Origin of the sequence: Gottfriedia sp. OAE603 (assembly GCF_040543965.1) — a bacterium.
GTDB classification, from domain to species: domain Bacteria; phylum Bacillota; class Bacilli; order Bacillales; family Bacillaceae_G; genus Gottfriedia; species Gottfriedia solisilvae.
This window is the reverse complement of the sequence record NZ_JBEUNN010000001.1, coordinates 1,925,809-1,943,218: the sequence shown is the minus strand read 5'-3', so window position 1 is coordinate 1,943,218 and position 17,410 is coordinate 1,925,809. Positions and strand designations below refer to the sequence as shown.

The 17,410-nt window shown below is 30.7% G+C and carries 18 protein-coding genes and 1 other annotated feature; of the genes, 7 read left to right on the top strand and 11 right to left on the bottom strand.

What is annotated here, in order from left to right:
• Positions 1–304 precede the first annotated feature (304 nt).
• On the bottom strand, positions 305–1,573 hold the full coding sequence (locus ABID96_RS09675; protein ID WP_192601823.1) for an ATP-grasp domain-containing protein: 1,269 nt from the start codon (positions 1,571–1,573) through the stop codon (positions 305–307).
• A 206-nt stretch (positions 1,574–1,779) separates the two neighbouring features.
• On the opposite strand from ABID96_RS09675, the gene ABID96_RS09670 reads away from it, so the two are divergent.
• Entirely contained in the window at positions 1,780–3,024 is a 1,245-nt protein-coding gene (locus ABID96_RS09670; protein ID WP_192601822.1) for a helix-turn-helix domain-containing protein, read from the top strand.
• Between the two features lie 2 nt (positions 3,025–3,026).
• A complete protein-coding gene (locus ABID96_RS09665; RefSeq protein WP_192601821.1) occupies positions 3,027–3,182 on the top strand; it encodes a hypothetical protein in 156 nt (51 codons plus the stop codon).
• A gap of 41 nt (positions 3,183–3,223) precedes the next feature.
• On the opposite strand, the gene proS is transcribed toward ABID96_RS09665, so the two are convergent.
• Positions 3,224–4,657 (bottom strand): proline--tRNA ligase, encoded by a 1,434-nt coding sequence (gene proS, locus ABID96_RS09660; RefSeq protein ID WP_192601820.1) that lies wholly within the window; start codon positions 4,655–4,657, stop codon positions 3,224–3,226.
• 140 nt (positions 4,658–4,797) lie between these two features.
• Positions 4,798–5,008: a binding site (T-box leader), on the bottom strand.
• Positions 5,009–5,080: 72 nt separating this feature from the next.
• A complete protein-coding gene (locus ABID96_RS09655) occupies positions 5,081–6,001 on the bottom strand; it encodes a DMT family transporter (protein WP_192601819.1) in 921 nt (306 codons plus the stop codon).
• Positions 6,002–6,276: 275 nt separating this feature from the next.
• Between ABID96_RS09655 and ABID96_RS09650 the strand changes: the two genes are divergently transcribed.
• A complete protein-coding gene (locus ABID96_RS09650; RefSeq protein WP_192601818.1) occupies positions 6,277–7,335 on the top strand; it encodes a DUF3900 domain-containing protein in 1,059 nt (352 codons plus the stop codon).
• Positions 7,336–7,871: 536 nt separating this feature from the next.
• Entirely contained in the window at positions 7,872–8,180 is a 309-nt protein-coding gene (locus ABID96_RS09645; protein WP_192601817.1) for a hypothetical protein, read from the top strand.
• 56 nt (positions 8,181–8,236) lie between these two features.
• Here the strand turns inward: ABID96_RS09645 and ltaE are convergent, their stop codons facing one another.
• Positions 8,237–9,277: a low-specificity L-threonine aldolase gene (gene ltaE / locus ABID96_RS09640; protein WP_192601816.1), complete on the bottom strand. Its 1,041-nt coding sequence runs from the start codon at positions 9,275–9,277 to the stop codon at positions 8,237–8,239.
• Between the two features lie 107 nt (positions 9,278–9,384).
• Positions 9,385–10,389 carry a helix-turn-helix domain-containing protein gene (locus ABID96_RS09635; RefSeq protein ID WP_192601815.1) on the bottom strand — a complete coding sequence of 335 codons (1,005 nt, stop codon included), beginning with the start codon at positions 10,387–10,389 and terminating at the stop codon, positions 9,385–9,387.
• A gap of 286 nt (positions 10,390–10,675) precedes the next feature.
• Here ABID96_RS09635 and ABID96_RS09630 point away from each other — a divergent pair, with 286 nt between their 5' ends.
• On the top strand, positions 10,676–11,821 hold the full coding sequence (locus ABID96_RS09630) for a tyrosine-type recombinase/integrase (protein ID WP_192601814.1): 1,146 nt from the start codon (positions 10,676–10,678) through the stop codon (positions 11,819–11,821).
• Between the two features lie 190 nt (positions 11,822–12,011).
• Here ABID96_RS09630 and pduL read toward each other — a convergent pair whose 3' ends face one another.
• Positions 12,012–12,584 carry a phosphate propanoyltransferase gene (gene pduL, locus ABID96_RS09625; protein WP_192601813.1) on the bottom strand — a complete coding sequence of 191 codons (573 nt, stop codon included), beginning with the start codon at positions 12,582–12,584 and terminating at the stop codon, positions 12,012–12,014.
• A 219-nt stretch (positions 12,585–12,803) separates the two neighbouring features.
• Between pduL and ABID96_RS09620 the strand changes: the two genes are divergently transcribed.
• Positions 12,804–13,322 (top strand): GNAT family N-acetyltransferase, encoded by a 519-nt coding sequence (locus ABID96_RS09620; protein ID WP_192601812.1) that lies wholly within the window; start codon positions 12,804–12,806, stop codon positions 13,320–13,322.
• Positions 13,323–13,413: 91 nt separating this feature from the next.
• On the opposite strand, the gene ABID96_RS09615 is transcribed toward ABID96_RS09620, so the two are convergent.
• The 3 genes from ABID96_RS09615 to ABID96_RS09605 form a co-directional block, all read right to left on the bottom strand.
• Complete coding sequence (locus ABID96_RS09615; RefSeq protein ID WP_192601811.1) at positions 13,414–14,769, bottom strand: hypothetical protein; 1,356 nt, start codon at positions 14,767–14,769, stop codon at positions 13,414–13,416.
• Complete coding sequence (locus tag ABID96_RS09610; RefSeq protein ID WP_192601810.1) at positions 14,741–15,313, bottom strand: sigma-70 family RNA polymerase sigma factor; 573 nt, start codon at positions 15,311–15,313, stop codon at positions 14,741–14,743. The genes ABID96_RS09615 and ABID96_RS09610 overlap by 29 nt, the downstream gene beginning before the upstream one ends.
• Positions 15,314–15,501: 188 nt before the next feature.
• Positions 15,502–15,699 (bottom strand): hypothetical protein, encoded by a 198-nt coding sequence (locus ABID96_RS09605; RefSeq protein ID WP_192601809.1) that lies wholly within the window; start codon positions 15,697–15,699, stop codon positions 15,502–15,504.
• 133 nt (positions 15,700–15,832) lie between these two features.
• On the opposite strand from ABID96_RS09605, the gene ABID96_RS09600 reads away from it, so the two are divergent.
• Positions 15,833–16,447: a LysE/ArgO family amino acid transporter gene (locus tag ABID96_RS09600; protein WP_192601808.1), complete on the top strand. Its 615-nt coding sequence runs from the start codon at positions 15,833–15,835 to the stop codon at positions 16,445–16,447.
• A gap of 40 nt (positions 16,448–16,487) precedes the next feature.
• Here the strand turns inward: ABID96_RS09600 and ABID96_RS09595 are convergent, their stop codons facing one another.
• Positions 16,488–16,814, bottom strand: coding sequence for a low molecular weight protein tyrosine phosphatase family protein (locus tag ABID96_RS09595; protein ID WP_192602070.1), 327 nt, complete (start codon positions 16,812–16,814; stop codon positions 16,488–16,490).
• A 66-nt stretch (positions 16,815–16,880) separates the two neighbouring features.
• Positions 16,881–17,405: a YfiT family bacillithiol transferase gene (locus ABID96_RS09590; RefSeq protein ID WP_192601807.1), complete on the bottom strand. Its 525-nt coding sequence runs from the start codon at positions 17,403–17,405 to the stop codon at positions 16,881–16,883.
• Positions 17,406–17,410: the final 5 nt, after the last annotated feature.

Below are 17,410 nucleotides of genomic sequence, written 5' to 3'. Positions count from 1 at the left end.
TGGATCAATAAAAAAAGCCGCTTATTAGCAGCAACTCATAATCTTCAACTAATGCATTCATTCGTTCTATAAGGGAAAATGAGCTTAATCCTTTTCTAAAATAATAAATCGCAAAAAGGGAAGAACAATAATGTCCTTCCTCTATCCATACACAAGATTTGATTTTAATTTGATGATTTATTTAATTGAAAATACGTTATCCACCTTATTTTGCAATAAATGAAAAGCCCTACCTATATAAATAGATAAGACTTTTAAGATCATTTAATAAAATTATATCTTCTGATTTTCACTTAATTTTAATTTAGCGAACGATGCCTCGAACACTTAAAAACATTAATAGATTCTTAATGGCTTTTTGAGCTGTTAGTAAGGCCTGATCTGCGTGAGAATGAATAGTTCTAACAAAGGCGATTCTAGAATATGAGCTTTTCAGTTTACTAACATGAATTCCATCTGAAATGAGCTGACTGAATTCAGCAACCCCTTCCATATTTTTAATTTCATCTTTATTTTGAATTGTTTCAAGGACTCCATCAAAATTAACAAAAGAATACCAAATTGCGGAGGTTTTCCTTTCTTCATTCACTGAATTTAAATGATTTACTAACTTTTCTTTTATTGATATCCCTGCTTCTTGTTCCACTAAATATTGAATGCAATCAATTCCTATTGAATCATAAATTAATTCTGGTAATTTATCACTAGGTGGTCTTAATTGTGTTTCAATGATTTTAGGTCCATCAATTGTATAAATGATATCTGTGTGTGTAATACCATATTCAATATTTAATGCATCTAAAAATTTGAATGTATATTGCTTAATTTTATTTTCGATATGAAGTGGTAAATCTGCTGGAAAAACATGACCAATCTCAACCTTGCTATCTTGGTCTACATGCTTTTCTACAATACCAATCATAAAATGTTCACCATTTTCCGAAATTACTTCAACGCTAAATTCTTGTCCAACTAAAAGGGGTTCAACCATTAGAGTCGAATAATCAAGACGAGGAGCTGCAGCTAATTCGGAAAACTCCATTGCTTCCTCTATGTCGTCTTCCGTATAAATAACGGAAATACCTGTACTTGCTTTCCCTTTTGATGGCTTTAATATTAATGGATAACCTACTTTAGTAGCAAATGTTTTAATTTCCTCTACTGATTGGATAAGTTCACAAGGAATGTCTTCAAACTGTAAAGCCTCTAATCTTTTTCTCATTTTATATTTATTATTAACCCAATCAATTGTACTTGGATGATGAAATTGAATATTAAGTGCTGATGCGATTGTACATGCTTTATCTTGATCCAATTCTTCAAAAGAAGAAACATGGTGAATTGGATTTAATCTATGAAGATTCTTTGCATATTCTATCCACATTTCTGGGGTAGAATCATCCTTCATCACAATAATTGACTCATGACAATGCGCTCTATGTAAAAACGGTAGCTCAGATGCTCTACAAATTACACTAGTTCGAATAGTAGATTGTATCTCACTAAATTTAGAGGAATAATTAGATGTACCTATAATTAGTATATGTTTTTTTGCTTCGACTAGATTTTCCATTAAAAATCCTCCTTCGTAAAACAAATTAGATACTGAATATTTAGTCATATTAATCTATTTATATACGTTTCAACCTAAAATATTATGAATATTGGCGAAAAAACGATATTTTTGTAGAAAAATATACAAATAGCTCATGACTTTTATTAATAATTAGACTAAAATAGAATTAAATTTCTGTAAATTGGGGTTTTGGAGTGGAATATATGTTCGATAAAGGATCAATTATTCAATATTTTCGTCAAAAAAAAGGACTCACACAAGAAGAACTTGGTCATGGAATCTGTTCGAAGACTCATTTAAGTAAAATTGAAAGAGGTCTTACTGAAGTTTCTGATGAAACTATTTCCCTACTTTGCGCTCGAATGGGATTTGATATTGATGAAGAAATTGGGATGCTTCAAAAGGTTGAAAAGATGCTTGAATCCTTACAAAAACTGATTATTTTTCAAGATAAAGAAAAAGCTCATGCCATTTTAAGTGAACTTGAAAAGCAAGAATTTAATTACATTACACCCTTACATATTCGATATTTATTAATAAAAACTAGACAATTACTACTAGATCACCAATTAGAAGATGCAAAAAAAATATTATTCTCAAAAGAAATTCAAAATCAAAAAATACCCCAACTTGAGAAGAATTTACTAAATCATACTCTTGGCATATACTATATACAGACATATGAACTACATAAGTCAATTGAGTTTTTAAAAAAGGTATCTTTAGAATCATATAATAATCCTGAAATTCATTACCACCTTGCACTAGCATATTGTCATTTAAACGCACATATTTCTTCATATCATCATTGTCAAAAAGCAAAGGAATTTTTTGTTTATACAAATAATTATCAAAGATTACTAGACACAGAAACGATTGCTTTAATACTTCTTGAAGAAGAAACACATCTTCTTTTCAGCGAAATTGAATCGAGATATGAAAACTTATTAGACTCAGTTAGAATCATAAAAGATCAAGAAAGGGAAGCGTTTTTATTACATAACTTTGCTTATCAACTATATAAATTTAAGAAATATAGTGAAGCACGCAATTTTTACGAACGCGCCCTGACTTTAGCACCAAAAGAAAATGTAAACTATCTAACTGCTCTTTTTGGCTATATGCGATGTCTATATACAGGAAATTTGGCAGATGAAATCACTATTAAAGGGATTATTAAAGAAGGTATAGAAGAAGCTAAAATTAAAAACTTAGATTATTATTTACTGTTATTTTCTTTATACCACTATAAGTTAAATAATGATGAATTATTATATTTTAGTTATTTAAAAGATAGTGTTTTACCATATTTATATGAAGTCAAAAATAGAGAATTTTTCGTTCCTTTATCAAAAGAATATATTCAATATTTGATTTCTAAAAATGATGGGCAATCTTTACTAGATTTTTTAAGTATTTATCAAATTAACTATACATTGGAGGACTAAGAATGAAAAAATTAATTTTAATTGTAGCCTTATCAGTAATAGTAACTTCATTTACATTCTTATCAAATGAATCAAGTTCAAGTTCAACTGCCTCACTTTCAAAATATGAAAATGATTATGTATATCCTTTAAGTAATCGTATTTTACCTGGAGGCTGAAAAAAGAAAAACACGAATCAATCGATTCGTGTTTTTTCTTTTTAATATGCCTTACCCCAATAAACCATTGTTTCTGTTTTCTTACCGCAGCATACACACTCTTCAGAGATTTGCTCTTGTTCAAATGGCATACATCTTGAAGTTAATCCAGCCTCTTCTTTAATTTTTTCTTCACATGCTAATTCTTTACACCACATTGCTTTAATGAAGCCTTGTTTGTCATCGCTTAATTGTTTTAGTTCGTTAAATGTTGTTGCTTTGTATGTTTTTTCAGTTCGATTTTTTAGTGCTTTTTCATATAAAGATTGTTGGATTTCTTCTAATATTGTTGTGATTGTTTCTTCTAAAGAATCTAATGATACGAAAATTTTTTCACGTGTATCTCTTCTTACTATTACCGCTTGGTTTTTTTCGATATCTTTTGGTCCAATTTCAACGCGAACTGGGATCCCTTTCATTTCATATTCATTAAATTTCCAACCTGGCATTTTATCAGAAATATCGATTTTCACGCGTGCAACTTTGGAAATTCGTTTTTGTAGCTCTTTCGCTTTTTCTATTACGCCATCTTTATGTTGTGCGATTGGAATAACCATTACTTGTGTTGGTGCTACTTTTGGTGGTAAAACTAATCCACTGTTATCACCATGTACCATGATTAGTGCACCGATTACCCTAGTAGTCATCCCCCATGAAGTTTGGTGAACATATTGTCTTTTAGAATTTTTATCTGTGTATTGGATGTTAAAAGCTTTTGCAAATCCATCTCCAAAGTTATGTGATGTACCACTTTGAAGTGCTTTTCCGTCATGCATTAAACTCTCAATTGTATATGTTGCCTTTGCTCCTGCAAATTTTTCTTTTTCTGTTTTTTGGCCTTTTATAACTGGAATAGCTAAAAAGTTTTCTAAGAAATCTGCATAAACGTTTAGCATTTGAATTGTTTCTTCTTGTGCTTCCTCAGCAGTTGCATGAGCTGTATGCCCTTCTTGCCATAAAAACTCAGTTGTTCTTAAGAATGGTCTTGTTGTCTTTTCCCAACGTACCACAGAACACCATTGGTTATATAGTTTTGGAAGATCATTATAGCTCTCAATGACCTTCGAATAATGTTCACAAAATAATGTTTCTGAGGTTGGACGAACCGCAAGTGGCTCTGCTAATTCATCATGTCCACCATGTGTAACCCAAGCTAATTCTGGTGCAAAACCTTCGACATGATCAGCCTCTTTTTGTAATAATGACTTTGGTATAAACATTGGCATATATACATTTTCGTGATCAGTTTGTTTAAATTGTGTATCTAATTCTTTTTGGATGTTCTCCCATATCGCATAACCGTATGGTCTTAAAATCATACACCCTTTTACGCTTGAATAGTCTACTAATTCGGCTTTTTTTACGATGTCTGTATACCATTGTGAAAAATCAACATCCATATCTGTAATCGCTTCTACAAATTTTTTTGTACTCATGTTTTCTACCCCTTATCAAATTTTTTATACAAAAAAACACCGAGAATAATCGAAAGGGACCATTCTCGGCGTTACCACCCTAATTATTATGTAGAAATGAAAATGATAAGTAAGATAAATAAAAAACGCCATGAATGACCTAAAGGGACCATCCATGGCGTTACCACCCTACTTATTATGTAAATTGCTACATAATCTCTTAACATCTTTAACGGGAAAACCGCTGTAGCCTACTCTAGTTCGGTACAGTGACTCCAAGGCTGGTTCAGTTTACATACTTTAGGAATTTTCACCACCCATTCCCTCTCTAAAAAAGCTGTTAAACTTACTATTCCTTTTCTAAGTCGTTTATTAATTTAAAAATATAATACGTTAAGTTATAACATCTGTCAATGAGGCCAATACCCATTTTTACATTTTTTTCTACATTTCTTTATAAATTGCTTCTTCTTTTACATTTTTTGCTCGTTTTGGCATCGGAACTTCAGATAATAACATACCACCAACGATAAATGTTCCACCAATTAGAGTATGTGAAGTTAAAGTTTCTCCTCCAAATACTACTGCAGTAATAGCAGCAAAAACAGGTTCTAATATGAAAATAAGAGCTGCTTTTGTAGATGAGATATGTTTTTGTGCAAACATTTGAACCCAAAACGCTATACTTGTACAGAAAATAGCAGTTACGATTACCGCGAATATAAATGTTGAGTTTGTAAATAGTTCCTTTGATAAAGGTGTTTTAGGAAGTTCAAAAATAAATGCTGAGATTGTACTAAAAATACCAACTGTTGCTAGTTGAATCGTTGTAAATGTAAGTGCGTCCATTTGTTTCGTAAATTTACCAGTTAAAATGATATGAATGGCAAATGCAATTGCACCAAAAAGTGTTAAAACATCACCGATATTAACTGACAAACGATTACCTAATGTTAAAAAGCTTAATCCAAAAAGAGCAATGAAACATGCGATTACTGTCGCCCAATTTGAACGTTCGCGGTAAAATACATATAAAAATACTGGAACTAATACAACACATAAGCCTGTAATAAACCCTGATTTAGAAGATGTTGTATAAATAAGTCCAAAAGTTTGTAGTAAATAACCTGAAAACAACATAAATCCGATTCCACTAGTGATAAGAACCTGTTTTAATGTGATACCATTCTTTTGTTTTCTTCTTAATAGAAAGGGTAAAAGGATTAAAGTTGCTAGGATGAAACGAAATGCATTAAACGTGAACGGTTCTACAAACTCAATTGCATTTTGTACGACAACAAATGTTGTCCCCCAGAGTAGTGTTACTATGATTAGTGAAATGGTAGCAATTCTTTCAATTTTCAATCTCTCATACCCCTTTTCTTTGACTTACTTCCCCCAATTACAGAAAAAAGAGATGTGACATAACACATCTCAGTAATTATGATTGCAAATAGACGTCTCAATTAATTATATACTCTATTTTACCATAATGTGAGGGCTTTTTGTCTTAATGAATTAAATTTCGATTGTTTTACAAATAGCTTAATTCACTTATGTAAATTCGCACTATCTTCACATTGACTGAAGTGAGTCACCTATCTATACTTAAATACAGAATAAAGAAAAAGGTGATTTTATTGGATTTTGAAATAACATTTCTATCATTTTATGTAGTAACAGTTGAAGGTAAAGGAGATCAATCTGATAAACGCTATAAACATTTTCAAACAATAGATGAGAATATGTATGAAGAAAGTGCTTTAAAAGGCTTTTTAGACGGGGAGCTTGCTCGAATCGTTAATCGAAAAGTTGAACGACACGCTAAAAATGATACAGTTCCGACTAAATTAGGACATTTTATCGTAGAAGAAAATCATTCGCTAGATTCGAATCCAAATTATAATTTATTTCAAAGAATACGTCATGCAAAAACTACTGAAGAATTTAAAGCTGCCAATGAGACATTAGTTATTAATTATGTAGATACGAGTGCAGTTCGTGGTGGAGCATTCTTAGTGATACAAGCAAAATTAAGAAAGTATTACGATGATCCGATTGTTTTTGTATTAAAATGCGATTTTGAACCGAAAGTTGCTTCCATTTCAGATGAATCTACTTTAATCAAAACGGTAGAAATGGCGATTACAACGAAAAATATGAAATCGATTCAATATCCATACATGGAAGAATTAGGTTTATTATCTGAAAGTGAATTAAAAATTCATCAAGCATCTCACGCTCGTTATTTTGAGGACTTCTTAAAATTTGTTTCATACGCTGAATCTATGCCAGAAATCGTAAAGTCACAAGTTATGACGATGGTTTATGACCGAATCGACGAGGTATTTGAAGAAGAAAGTGAAGAAAGACAACAATTTGAAGCTGCAATGGAGGTTTGGGCAGCAAGCCCTAAGCGAGAAATTCAAGAGCATTTCTCTTCCGAAGAAGTAATAGAAGCAGCTGCACAAATCGTAGAACATACACCTGAAATTGAATTAGCATTTAAGGCTGATCATTTTTCAATAAAAGGAATGCTAGCAGACTTTGGAGAAAATTTACACATCGCAAAAGTAAATGGTCGCTATGTTGTTATGTTAGAAGCCGATACTCTACAATTTGAAAAGGGCTTCTCCCCTATTGAATTTTTAAAACCTGATGAAATTCACCATGTCATTGATAAGATTAAACAAAAATAAAAGAGCCTAATGGCTCTTTTTTTAATAATTGATAAATGAACTGATAATACATAATACAAACAAGACAAGCGCGTAATATCTAAATTTCACAGGTTTATTGTATTTACCTAAGAGTTTTTCAAGAAACCTATCACAAATTTTTAAGATAAAAACGCCGATTGTTACTTTTATAATTATATAGATAATATCATAATACCAATGAACGAATTTCCTCTCACTAGTAATTTGAATTAATAAGAAAAAAATGCTAAACAATATTAAATAACTTACATCCATTTCCTTTTTATTAAACAACCACTTATTTAATCGTTTTATATAAGTTATAACATTCACCACCAAAGTAAATATATATTATTAATTTTAATTAGAATATAATAATTTTCTATTGTTTCAGATTGTTACACAACAAAATTTTCAAGAAAATATGTTACTTCCTTTCTTAATGAAAAAATTCGCTTAGGCATTAGCCGTTTCCTTCCGCATTTTGACTACATATTGTATTTTGTATTACCGAAAAAGGAAGGAGCGACTTTTATATGTATCAGTATCCTAATTACTATCCGTATAATCCGCAGACGGTTTATCAACAACCTCAATATAATCAATACTCACATGCAACTTGGGAAGATCAATATGATATAGAAAGACAACCACAGCAAATTCAAAATCTTACTAGACGCGTTAATGAATTAGAAAGACGCGTAAATCAATTAAATGAAACTGTTAATCGACTTCAACAAACTTCAGAGCGTCATACATTCCGTTTAAATAGGTTGAATCAACGCTTACGTCGAGTTGAACAAAGATTAAACATACCATTCACTGCATCTGAAGATGGATTTTAAAAAACAAAAAACTATAAAAAAGAGAGTAACCCACTCTCTTTTTTTTATGTTTTTATTTACTCATCTATTAAAATACTTTGCATTAGCTTAATGACTTTATCAATGTCTTGTTTCGTAACCCAGTAATGTGTTGCAAATCTCATACTCCCATTTTCATCAGGTGCAAAGATCGTAATATCATTTTCTTTAAATATTTGTTCAATTTCTTCTGGAGTTCTATTCGTACTTTCAATTTGAAAGAATACTAAATTAATATGATTATTTGTTGAATCTACTTTTAAACCTGGAATTTCTTTTAATCCATTAGCTAAATAAATAGCATTTTCATGATCTTCATGTAATCTAGTCGTCATTTTCTCTAGAGCTATAATTCCAGCTGCAGCTAGGAATCCAGACTGTCTCCACCCGCCGCCTAATAATTTACGCTTTTTCTTCGCTTTTTCAATAAATTCAGTACTTCCTGCTAATATTGAACCAACTGGAGCACATAAACCTTTCGATAAACAAAACATTACACTGTCACTATACTGGGTGATTTCTTTCACATCAGTGCCTAAATATGTTGCCGCATTAAAAACTCTTGCGCCATCTAAATGGATTGGTATATTTTTTTCTTTGGCAATCCAATATACTTCTTTCATATAATCAATATCAACTACAGCGCCATTGGAGTATGCATTTTCTAAACAAATTAAAGAAGTTTCGGGAAAATGCAAATCTTCAGGACGAATTGACTGTTTTATTTTTTGAAGGTCCATTTTCCCTGAAACAGTTTGAAGAGTTCGTAAATGTACACCCGCAATAATTGAAGACGCTCCTACTTCATGTTCGAATATATGACAGTCCTCACCTAATATTACCTCAGTTCCACGATCGCAATGTGTAAATAAAGCCAATTGATTTCCAAATGTGCCACTAGGGACAAAAAGTGCAGCCTCTTTACCAATCATAGATGCCGCTAGTTTTTCTAGTTTTTGAACAGTTGGATCATCACTATAAACATCATCTCCAACCTCTGCATGAAACATTGCCTGTCTCATTTCATCAGTAGGTTGTGAAACCGTATCACTTCTTAAGTCAATTAAACGTGATTTCATATTTTATCTCCTAACTCAATAAATTTCAGAATAATCTAAAATGACCTATCAGACGCATCGAGATTGAATTTAACGTAATATCATACATTCATTACTCTATAAAATACTTACGAAAAGTCTAGTTTTTTTTCATACTCAGCTAAACCTAAACGGATCAATTTTTCTGTGACTTCTTCAATACCTAACTGGTGATTTAAAGCAATTTGCTTTATTTTCGCTTTCATAGAATCTTCTACAAATGTGGTTAATTGTTCTTGATTACTTGAAAAAATAATTAATCCTGGTCTAGAAGATAATTTCCCATCCTGCAAACAATTTTGTAGGATTTCAAAATCTTGCTCTAAACGATCAGCTTGATATTGTAATTTAACCGGTTTTAACTCTGCAATAATTGTGTTTCCATCAATATATAGATTCATATTTTGAACCCCAATTTTTTGATAAAATGTATCGATTAAATTAAAAATAGGCGCATTGATTGATTGAGGAAAAGGAAAACGAAAAACAATATTTCCCCTCTTTGTACTATGTTTAACCTGCTTCAGCTCATACGCTCTATAAAAGCCACGTTCTATAAGCTCCTCTTGGTTTAGAAATTCACCCATATTTGTTTTTGCTACACAATCTCCAGCTTCATTTAATTCAATAATTCTTGCTTTTTCATTTGAATCCCTTTTTAAATATAACCCAAATAAACAGTATAATAGGTCCTTTGAAAAGTATCTTTTTCTATTTTGATTACTTAGAAATATAGATTGAAGTTTATAAACTTCATCTGAAGGGATAAATGACGTATTTCTCCCCTTAATAAATACTTTTTCGGATGATAGTTTCCCTGTTTTTATATATTGATGGATCGTTGCTTTTGATACTCCTAATTGATTAGTTGCCTCTAATACTGTCATTCCTGTTGGTCTTTTTTCAGTAGACTGCAATCTATCAATCTCATCGCGATAAAATTTCATCGTACCATCTATTTGCCAATCCTCATAAACTAGTTTCAGTTTACCATTTTTCACATAATTATATATCGTTTGCTTAGACAAACCAAGTATTTCTACAGCTTCATTTGTCGTCAAAACTTCTCTTTCGAATTGTACATTTTCAGACATGGTATGTACCTTCCTTTTATCATTTACAGCTTATTTCCTTCTATTATATCATATATATTCAACAAATTATTACTTAGTTGTTCCACACCTTAACATTCCGTATATATATTTAGTAATAATAAATAATACAAAGTTTTATTTAAATAGAATAATATTGTATTTTTCTATTTAAAATGAAAAGTATATAATATAATTAATAAACAATAAACTTGGTTTTCTAATTGATAAAATACTGTCAAATACATACTGACTTTAAGATTCTATATAACTATTAGGAGGTGAATGCATGTTACCGGTTAATCCTTCCATTAAAACATCAGTACTTACTACTACAAATGACGACACGCACATAATAGATCAATTGTTAGATGAAACGCACCATCTTGCTCTTATACAAGCAAAATTTGAAAATGAAAAACATAACCGCTCATTTTTTGATGGTTTTTCTGATTTAGAAATGATCTACTATTACGTTCATCAACGGAAAGATATCCAAACCTCAAAGCAAAGAAAACAAAGTACGAAAATGGAATACATAAGAGAATTAATCCAATTTTATAAGTATCTAAAACAAAGTGAAGATTTTATTCGTAACGATGTAGAGATTTACCATGAAACTTCTCTGTTAAAGAATTTAAAGCAAAGACATATTGAAGCTTATCAACAGTGGCTTTCAACCTATCAATATGGTCAAAAGAAACAAGTATATCGAGTAACTACTCTATCCAGAAAACTAGTTATTTTAAAAAGTTTTTTCAGATTTTTATTTGATTCAAATTATATTCAAGAAGCACTATATACTCGGATTTTAGATGCGAAAATTACAAAAGATGATTTACCAAACCGCGATTTAGAAGAATCCGAAGTAAAGGCATTGTTAGACTTTTATAAAAGTAATATATTGAAATCTACTTTAATTAAACTTTTAGCCACAACTGGGATGAGGATTCGAGAACTTTCTGAAGCAAAATGGGGTAATATTTCAAAAGATACAAATGGATATTGGTTACAAATTATTGGAAAAGGAAATAAAAAGCGCGAAGTGAAAATATTACATCATGTTTATCTTGATTTATGCAGATTAAGAGATCGTCGAGGCTTATCAAATCAAATCAGTAAAACAGATTCCAGTCCCCTATTCCCCAATAAAATGAATCTACATTACTCTTTTAAATATTTATCAAATTTTGTAGTTGATATGGTGAAAAGTTCAAATCTGCCATTTGTTACAGAACGGAATGACACGAATAATATAAGCCCTCACTTTTTCAGACATCATTACGCATGTCGCTCAATTGAAAAAGGTGCAAGCATTTATCAAGTTAGTCGTAGTCTTGGTCATGAAAGTATTCAAACGACTGAATTATATTTATCGAAAATGATGAATCGAAATCAACATGCAAGTAATGTGTGGGATGAAGAGGAATATTAATTGTTGTCGTTTTTCTGTAAAAATTCCATTAATAGTATGAAAGCCTAGGGAATTCCCTAGGCTTTCATATAGAAAATTAGATTAACAATTTGTTTGGCTTGCTAGTATTTTAAAGCGCGTTTACAGTTCATAAATTTTTATAGCTATTCAGTATGATCTCTAAAACCTTTTTAAACAATGAAAAAGCGAATCAGATTATTTCTACTTTTGTATCTTTTGTAATACCCGCTGCATTTCCTTCATCAACATCTACATGCATCTCTAGAGCAAATTGTTCATTTACTCTTACAAGCACGTTTTCAAAAATTAGTCCACGATCGCCTTCTACTTTCACTTTTACAAAATCTTTGTCCGAAACTCCAAACTCTGCTGCGTCTTTCGTATGCATATGGATATGCCTTGCTGCTACGATTAAACCTTTTTCAATTGTTACTTCACCTTTTGGTCCAACTATTTTACATCCCGCAGTATTCGCAATATCACCTGAATTTCTTAAAGGAACTTTTACACCTAACTTGAATGAATCTGTAATAGACACTTCAATTTGCGTTTCATTTCTTACTGGTCCTAATACCCGTACACCAGATAATGTACCTTTATTTCCTACAACATCAACCTTTTCCTCTGCTGCATATTGTCCAGGCTGCGATAGGTCTTTCCACACATTTAATTCATAGCCTTCTCCAAACAAAATTTGTAAGTGTTCTTTTGTTAGATGTATGTGTCTATTTGAGACACCAACTGGAATTTTTTTATTACTCATGATACCCTCCTTGTTTCTTCTTCTAGACATTCATCATTTATTTGGCTTACTTATGACAGTTTTAACCACCTAAAATATTTCTAAACATTTTCATCATATCACTAATTAGTTTACATAATATGATTATTTGTGTATTTTAACTAACAATTTCCATCAATTTCAGAATAATATTCTAATATACGAAAAAATACAGGCCTAATCCTTTAATGAGGTGAAAAATTGACGATTCGGATAAACGCTTCATCAATTCAGATTGTTCCTTGGACAAGCTCTGATCTACACTTACTCTATTTATTAAATACACCTAATATGATGAAATATCTCGGAGGACCTGAATCAAATGAGCATATTTTATCACGACACAATCTTTATCTTGAGTTAGGTGCACAAAAAAAAGGCCAAATGTTTACCATAATGATTCAACCGCTTCAATTAATAGTTGGAAGTGTTGGTTATTGGGAAAAAGTATGGCGAAACGAAACCATATATGAAATGGGATGGAATGTTCTACCAGAATATCAAGGTAATGGAATTGCAACCTTAGCAGTCGAAAAAGCAATGGCCATCCTTAAACGGAATTCAAAACATCACTTTCTACATGCATTTCCGTCAATACACAATTTTGCATCAAATGCTGTTTGTCGAAAGCTTCATTTCTCTTTGATTGGTCAGTGTGACTTTGAATATCCACGTGGAAGATGGATGAAGAGTAATAACTGGAGATATAAACTGAAATGAACTAAAATACTTTGCATAGAAGATTATGAAGTTAAGTCAAAGTCAAAGTTAAACCTTAACTTTGACTTAACTTCTAATCATCCTCTATCAATTATTCTATATTTGATAGGTCCGTTTTCCATGGACCGTTTTCAACGACTGTTGCACCACTAATGTTTATTTTTATTGATTTTTTATTCGTCTCTTTTAATTGAATTATATATTCATCTGGTTCAAAATGTCCGTTGCTTGGACCTGAACTTTCTGCAGAGATACCACCAAACTGTTTGTCTCCTACTAAATTCATATTTAGATCTAATAACCATCGATTTTCATTTTTATCTTGTTTTGGCATGACGATTACTAATGAATCTCCTTCCAAATTTGTCCTTTTTACTCTTGCACCTTTTATCTTAATATTTGAATTTGGAATTATTAATTCTGGAAGTAATATTTCTTCTTCATTTTTCATTGGAATCGGTATGTCCCAGGTCAGGTTTTCATAAGCTTCCATTCTTAAAACTGATGGTGTAACTAGAGATAGTGTTTTCAAATCTAATTTTTTTGTACTAGCTTTAAACTTATACCTAACCGTAGAGCTGTTTTCATTTGAGTTCAAGTAAACCTTTTTCCCCGATGAATCAGTTAAATATGCTATAGAAGGCTTATAACTATATGGAGATATTTCTTTCTCTGTTAGATAATTAATATATAAATGATCATTTTCTTTTCTTACCATTGTTTTTAACATGATATTTTTATTTACATCACTTTTATTAGGAATAAAAACTTTTTCCAACTCTTTTAATTTTAATGTATAAGTGTTTTTATCTATTATAAATTGTATTTTATTTGAAATTGGCTTTTCAATTCTGTTAATTTTTGATTTTAATTTTAGTTGATCTAATACTAAACCATCACCTTGTATTCCATATGTTTCTCGTTCTAATTCATATTTCTTGTTATTAATTTTTATATATACATCTAAAGAATTCCAATATTTAAATAGTTCATTAAAACCTTCACCTTCGATTTTGTTTTTAGTTTTATACTCATACTCAATTTCAAAATATGGTAACTCACTATTGAAAGCTAAGTTATTAATTTTTATATTTTTATGGTCACCAATATAACGATCAAATTCATATATAGGACTATCTATTTTATGATCAAATGGTTTATTAAACATCGGTAAATAAGAGAAATATTCACTTGCCCATGCACGAAATGTATCTTTTTGATACGAAACAGTACTGATCAATAAAATTGCCGCTGCTGATAAAAGCAACATTTTACGTTTAATCTTATCAGATCTATTTTGTCTAACATTTATTTTTTTCAAAACTTTATTCTCAATGTTTACTAATGCTTTATGATCTATTTCAATTTCTGACAGAATCTCTTCTAATTCCTTAAACCCCTGCTCAGTATTTATGTAATCATTTGTTAACTTTTCTATTTCTTTCAAGTTTAGTGCCTCCTTCCTTCGTGAAAAATTCTTTTAGATTTTTCCTGATTCTCCATATGCGAGTATCTAAAGCTTTTCTAGTAGTCTGTAAATCTAGTGCAATTTTTTCTAAATCTTCATCAAAAAAACATCGTCTTAATAATAATTGTCTATCTATATCATTTAGAGTTTTAATAAATTCTTTGATATCTATTTCAATTTCAACAATTTGATAGTCTGTACTAGTTACTTTTGAAACTGCTTCATTCAGTACAGTCAATTCTAACTTCTTTTCTGCTCTGCGTTTCCAATCAAGAGCTTTATACTTTGCAATGATATAAACCCATGTTTTTAATGAAGCTTTATTCATATCATAATCACCAATATTTTCCCAAACAGAGACAAAAACATCTGAAACAATTTCTTCTAAATCTTCCTTCATTGCAATATGCCCAAGTATTTTATAGCATAACGCGTAAACATTACGCTGCATTTGCTGAATTAGAAAAGTTAATCCTTCTTGATTCTGACTCCTAATGGCGGATATGATTTGTTCATCATTCATCCTCTCACCTCTTTTTTCTATCTAAAACATACTTCGTATAATTATTAGACTTTCTCACATAGTTTTTTACATTTTTTAAAATTTTATAGTTTTCTTACTTTTTATTCAATATAATGAGTTTACCTGATTTTTTCTTTGCATTAAAAAAAGCTAAACCAAAATAAATTGGCTCAGCTGATCTTCTTTAGTTATTCAAAATAAAACAAAGCATCGTGAGAAGTATTTGTTTGATAATAGTTCATTAATTCTTCTACTGATATACCTCTTACTTCAGCTATATCATTAAAACTCATATCATAATGATAAGAGAGTTCATGAAGAGATAATGCAGGGTCATTTGCCAAATTTAAATAATCAGGTGTATTATTATCAAATTGTTGAGACATACTCATCACTTCCTTTAACAGTTTCTTACTATCCTTCCCAAAAATAGACATTGTTAGTCAATAAATAACAAAGTATTCAATTTTAATAAACAGTTCTGTTAATACAGTGCTAAATAAATAAGTAGGTGATTACATGCTACAAACAATTTTACATGGGGTATTATTAGCATTTGGGTTAATTTTACCATTGGGCGTACAGAATGTATTTATTTTTCAGCAAGGTGCAAGTAGTAAGAAAATTATCAATGCCTTACCAGTAGTGATTACTGCCTCGATTTGTGACACTATTTTAATTACGCTGTCTGTAACTGGTGTATCTGTATTAATTTTAGCGTCACCCTATTTAAAAACTGCCTTACTTGTATTTGGAATCTTATTTTTACTTTATATGGGTTGGCAAACTTGGAAAAGTAAGGAAAGTACGATTGAGTCAAATCAGGCTTCGTTTCCAATCAGAAAACAAATTCTTTTTGCTACCTCAGTTTCACTTTTAAATCCACATGCCATATTGGATACAATTGGGATCATTGGTACAAATTCATTACAATATGAAGGAACAGAAAAATTCATATTTGCTTTCACATGTATTCTTGTTTCTTGGATTTGGTTTGCTTCGCTTGCTATTGCTGGAAGAATAGTAGGCAAATTTGATCAAACAGGTAAAATCATGGTTATGATTAATAAAATATCTGCAATCATTATTTGGACTATTGCGATCTACTTATTGAGTTCACTTTTTTATACATAAAAAGACAAATCCCCCACTTATATATTGTGGGGGATTTTTATTAATCGAATTGAATCTGTTCAGCTACCCGAACTTCAAGTATATCAATCAATTCTTCATCCATAAATTGGTAATCATCAGGAATATCAAGATTCACGATTTTTTTACCATCTAATAAATTTCCGAATTTATCTCTAATTCTTCTCATATGCTTCTTTTCCATGACAAAGATGATGTCTGCCCAACCAATATGGCCTGCAGTTATTTTAATTCTTGCTCCATTTTCAGTTCCAGCAGACCTTGCTTCAAAATCATTTCGAAGATGAAATATTTTCTCTGCAGTAGGACTTCTCCACTTGTTTTTACTACAAATAAACAATAACTTAATAACAATTCACACCTTATCAAATATTGGATCGTTTGGTTTTATTGTTTTGAAAGTAAATATATTTTTTTAATTAGTATCGATTCCTTTAACGATCTTTATATGACCTAAATGATGCTTACTATGCCATGCATATAATGCAACTAGATAATCTACACTCATCGTTATTTTACTTTCAGGATGAAAAACTGTTCGTTTGAATTGATCTTCTTTTAAAGATTCAATCAAATTAACATAGCGTTTGTGTACACCTTCAAGAATTTTAAGGGAACTTTCTACATCAATATTTGAATCACTTAGCGTAATCCAAGCATTTTCGTCATAAGGCTTTATTGTAGGGTTATCTTCAGTTAAAGCTAACTTTATACGAATGATACTATTCATATGACTATCAGCAACATGATGTATGATTTGTTTTGGATTCCAACCACCATCACGATATGGTGTATTTAGTTCCTCCGTTGTAAGAGAATAAATAAGGTCTGCAAATTCTTTCGGTGCATTTTTTAAGATTTCAATACATTCTATCCGAACTTCCTTTGTATAGTCTGTTGGTTCTGAAAATCTTCCAATCGGATATTGTAGCTTCTCCATCGTTC

Bases quoted from the DNA above. Each gene is read 5' to 3' on its own strand.
- ABID96_RS09675 (WP_192601823.1), bottom strand. From the start codon at position 1,573: ATGGAAAATCTAGTCGAAGCAAAAAAACATATACTAATTATAGGTACA.
- ABID96_RS09670 (WP_192601822.1), top strand. From the start codon at position 1,780: ATGTTCGATAAAGGATCAATTATTCAATATTTTCGTCAAAAAAAAGGA.
- ABID96_RS09665 (WP_192601821.1), top strand. From the start codon at position 3,027: ATGAAAAAATTAATTTTAATTGTAGCCTTATCAGTAATAGTAACTTCA.
- proS (WP_192601820.1), bottom strand. From the start codon at position 4,657: ATGAGTACAAAAAAATTTGTAGAAGCGATTACAGATATGGATGTTGAT.
- ABID96_RS09645 (WP_192601817.1), top strand. From the start codon at position 7,872: ATGTATCAGTATCCTAATTACTATCCGTATAATCCGCAGACGGTTTAT.
- ltaE (WP_192601816.1), bottom strand. From the start codon at position 9,277: ATGAAATCACGTTTAATTGACTTAAGAAGTGATACGGTTTCACAACCT.
- ABID96_RS09635 (WP_192601815.1), bottom strand. From the start codon at position 10,389: ATGTCTGAAAATGTACAATTCGAAAGAGAAGTTTTGACGACAAATGAA.
- ABID96_RS09630 (WP_192601814.1), top strand. From the start codon at position 10,676: ATGTTACCGGTTAATCCTTCCATTAAAACATCAGTACTTACTACTACA.
- pduL (WP_192601813.1), bottom strand. From the start codon at position 12,584: ATGAGTAATAAAAAAATTCCAGTTGGTGTCTCAAATAGACACATACAT.
- ABID96_RS09610 (WP_192601810.1), bottom strand. From the start codon at position 15,313: ATGAATGATGAACAAATCATATCCGCCATTAGGAGTCAGAATCAAGAA.
- ABID96_RS09605 (WP_192601809.1), bottom strand. From the start codon at position 15,699: ATGTCTCAACAATTTGATAATAATACACCTGATTATTTAAATTTGGCA.
- ABID96_RS09600 (WP_192601808.1), top strand. From the start codon at position 15,833: ATGCTACAAACAATTTTACATGGGGTATTATTAGCATTTGGGTTAATT.
- ABID96_RS09590 (WP_192601807.1), bottom strand. From the start codon at position 17,405: ATGGAGAAGCTACAATATCCGATTGGAAGATTTTCAGAACCAACAGAC.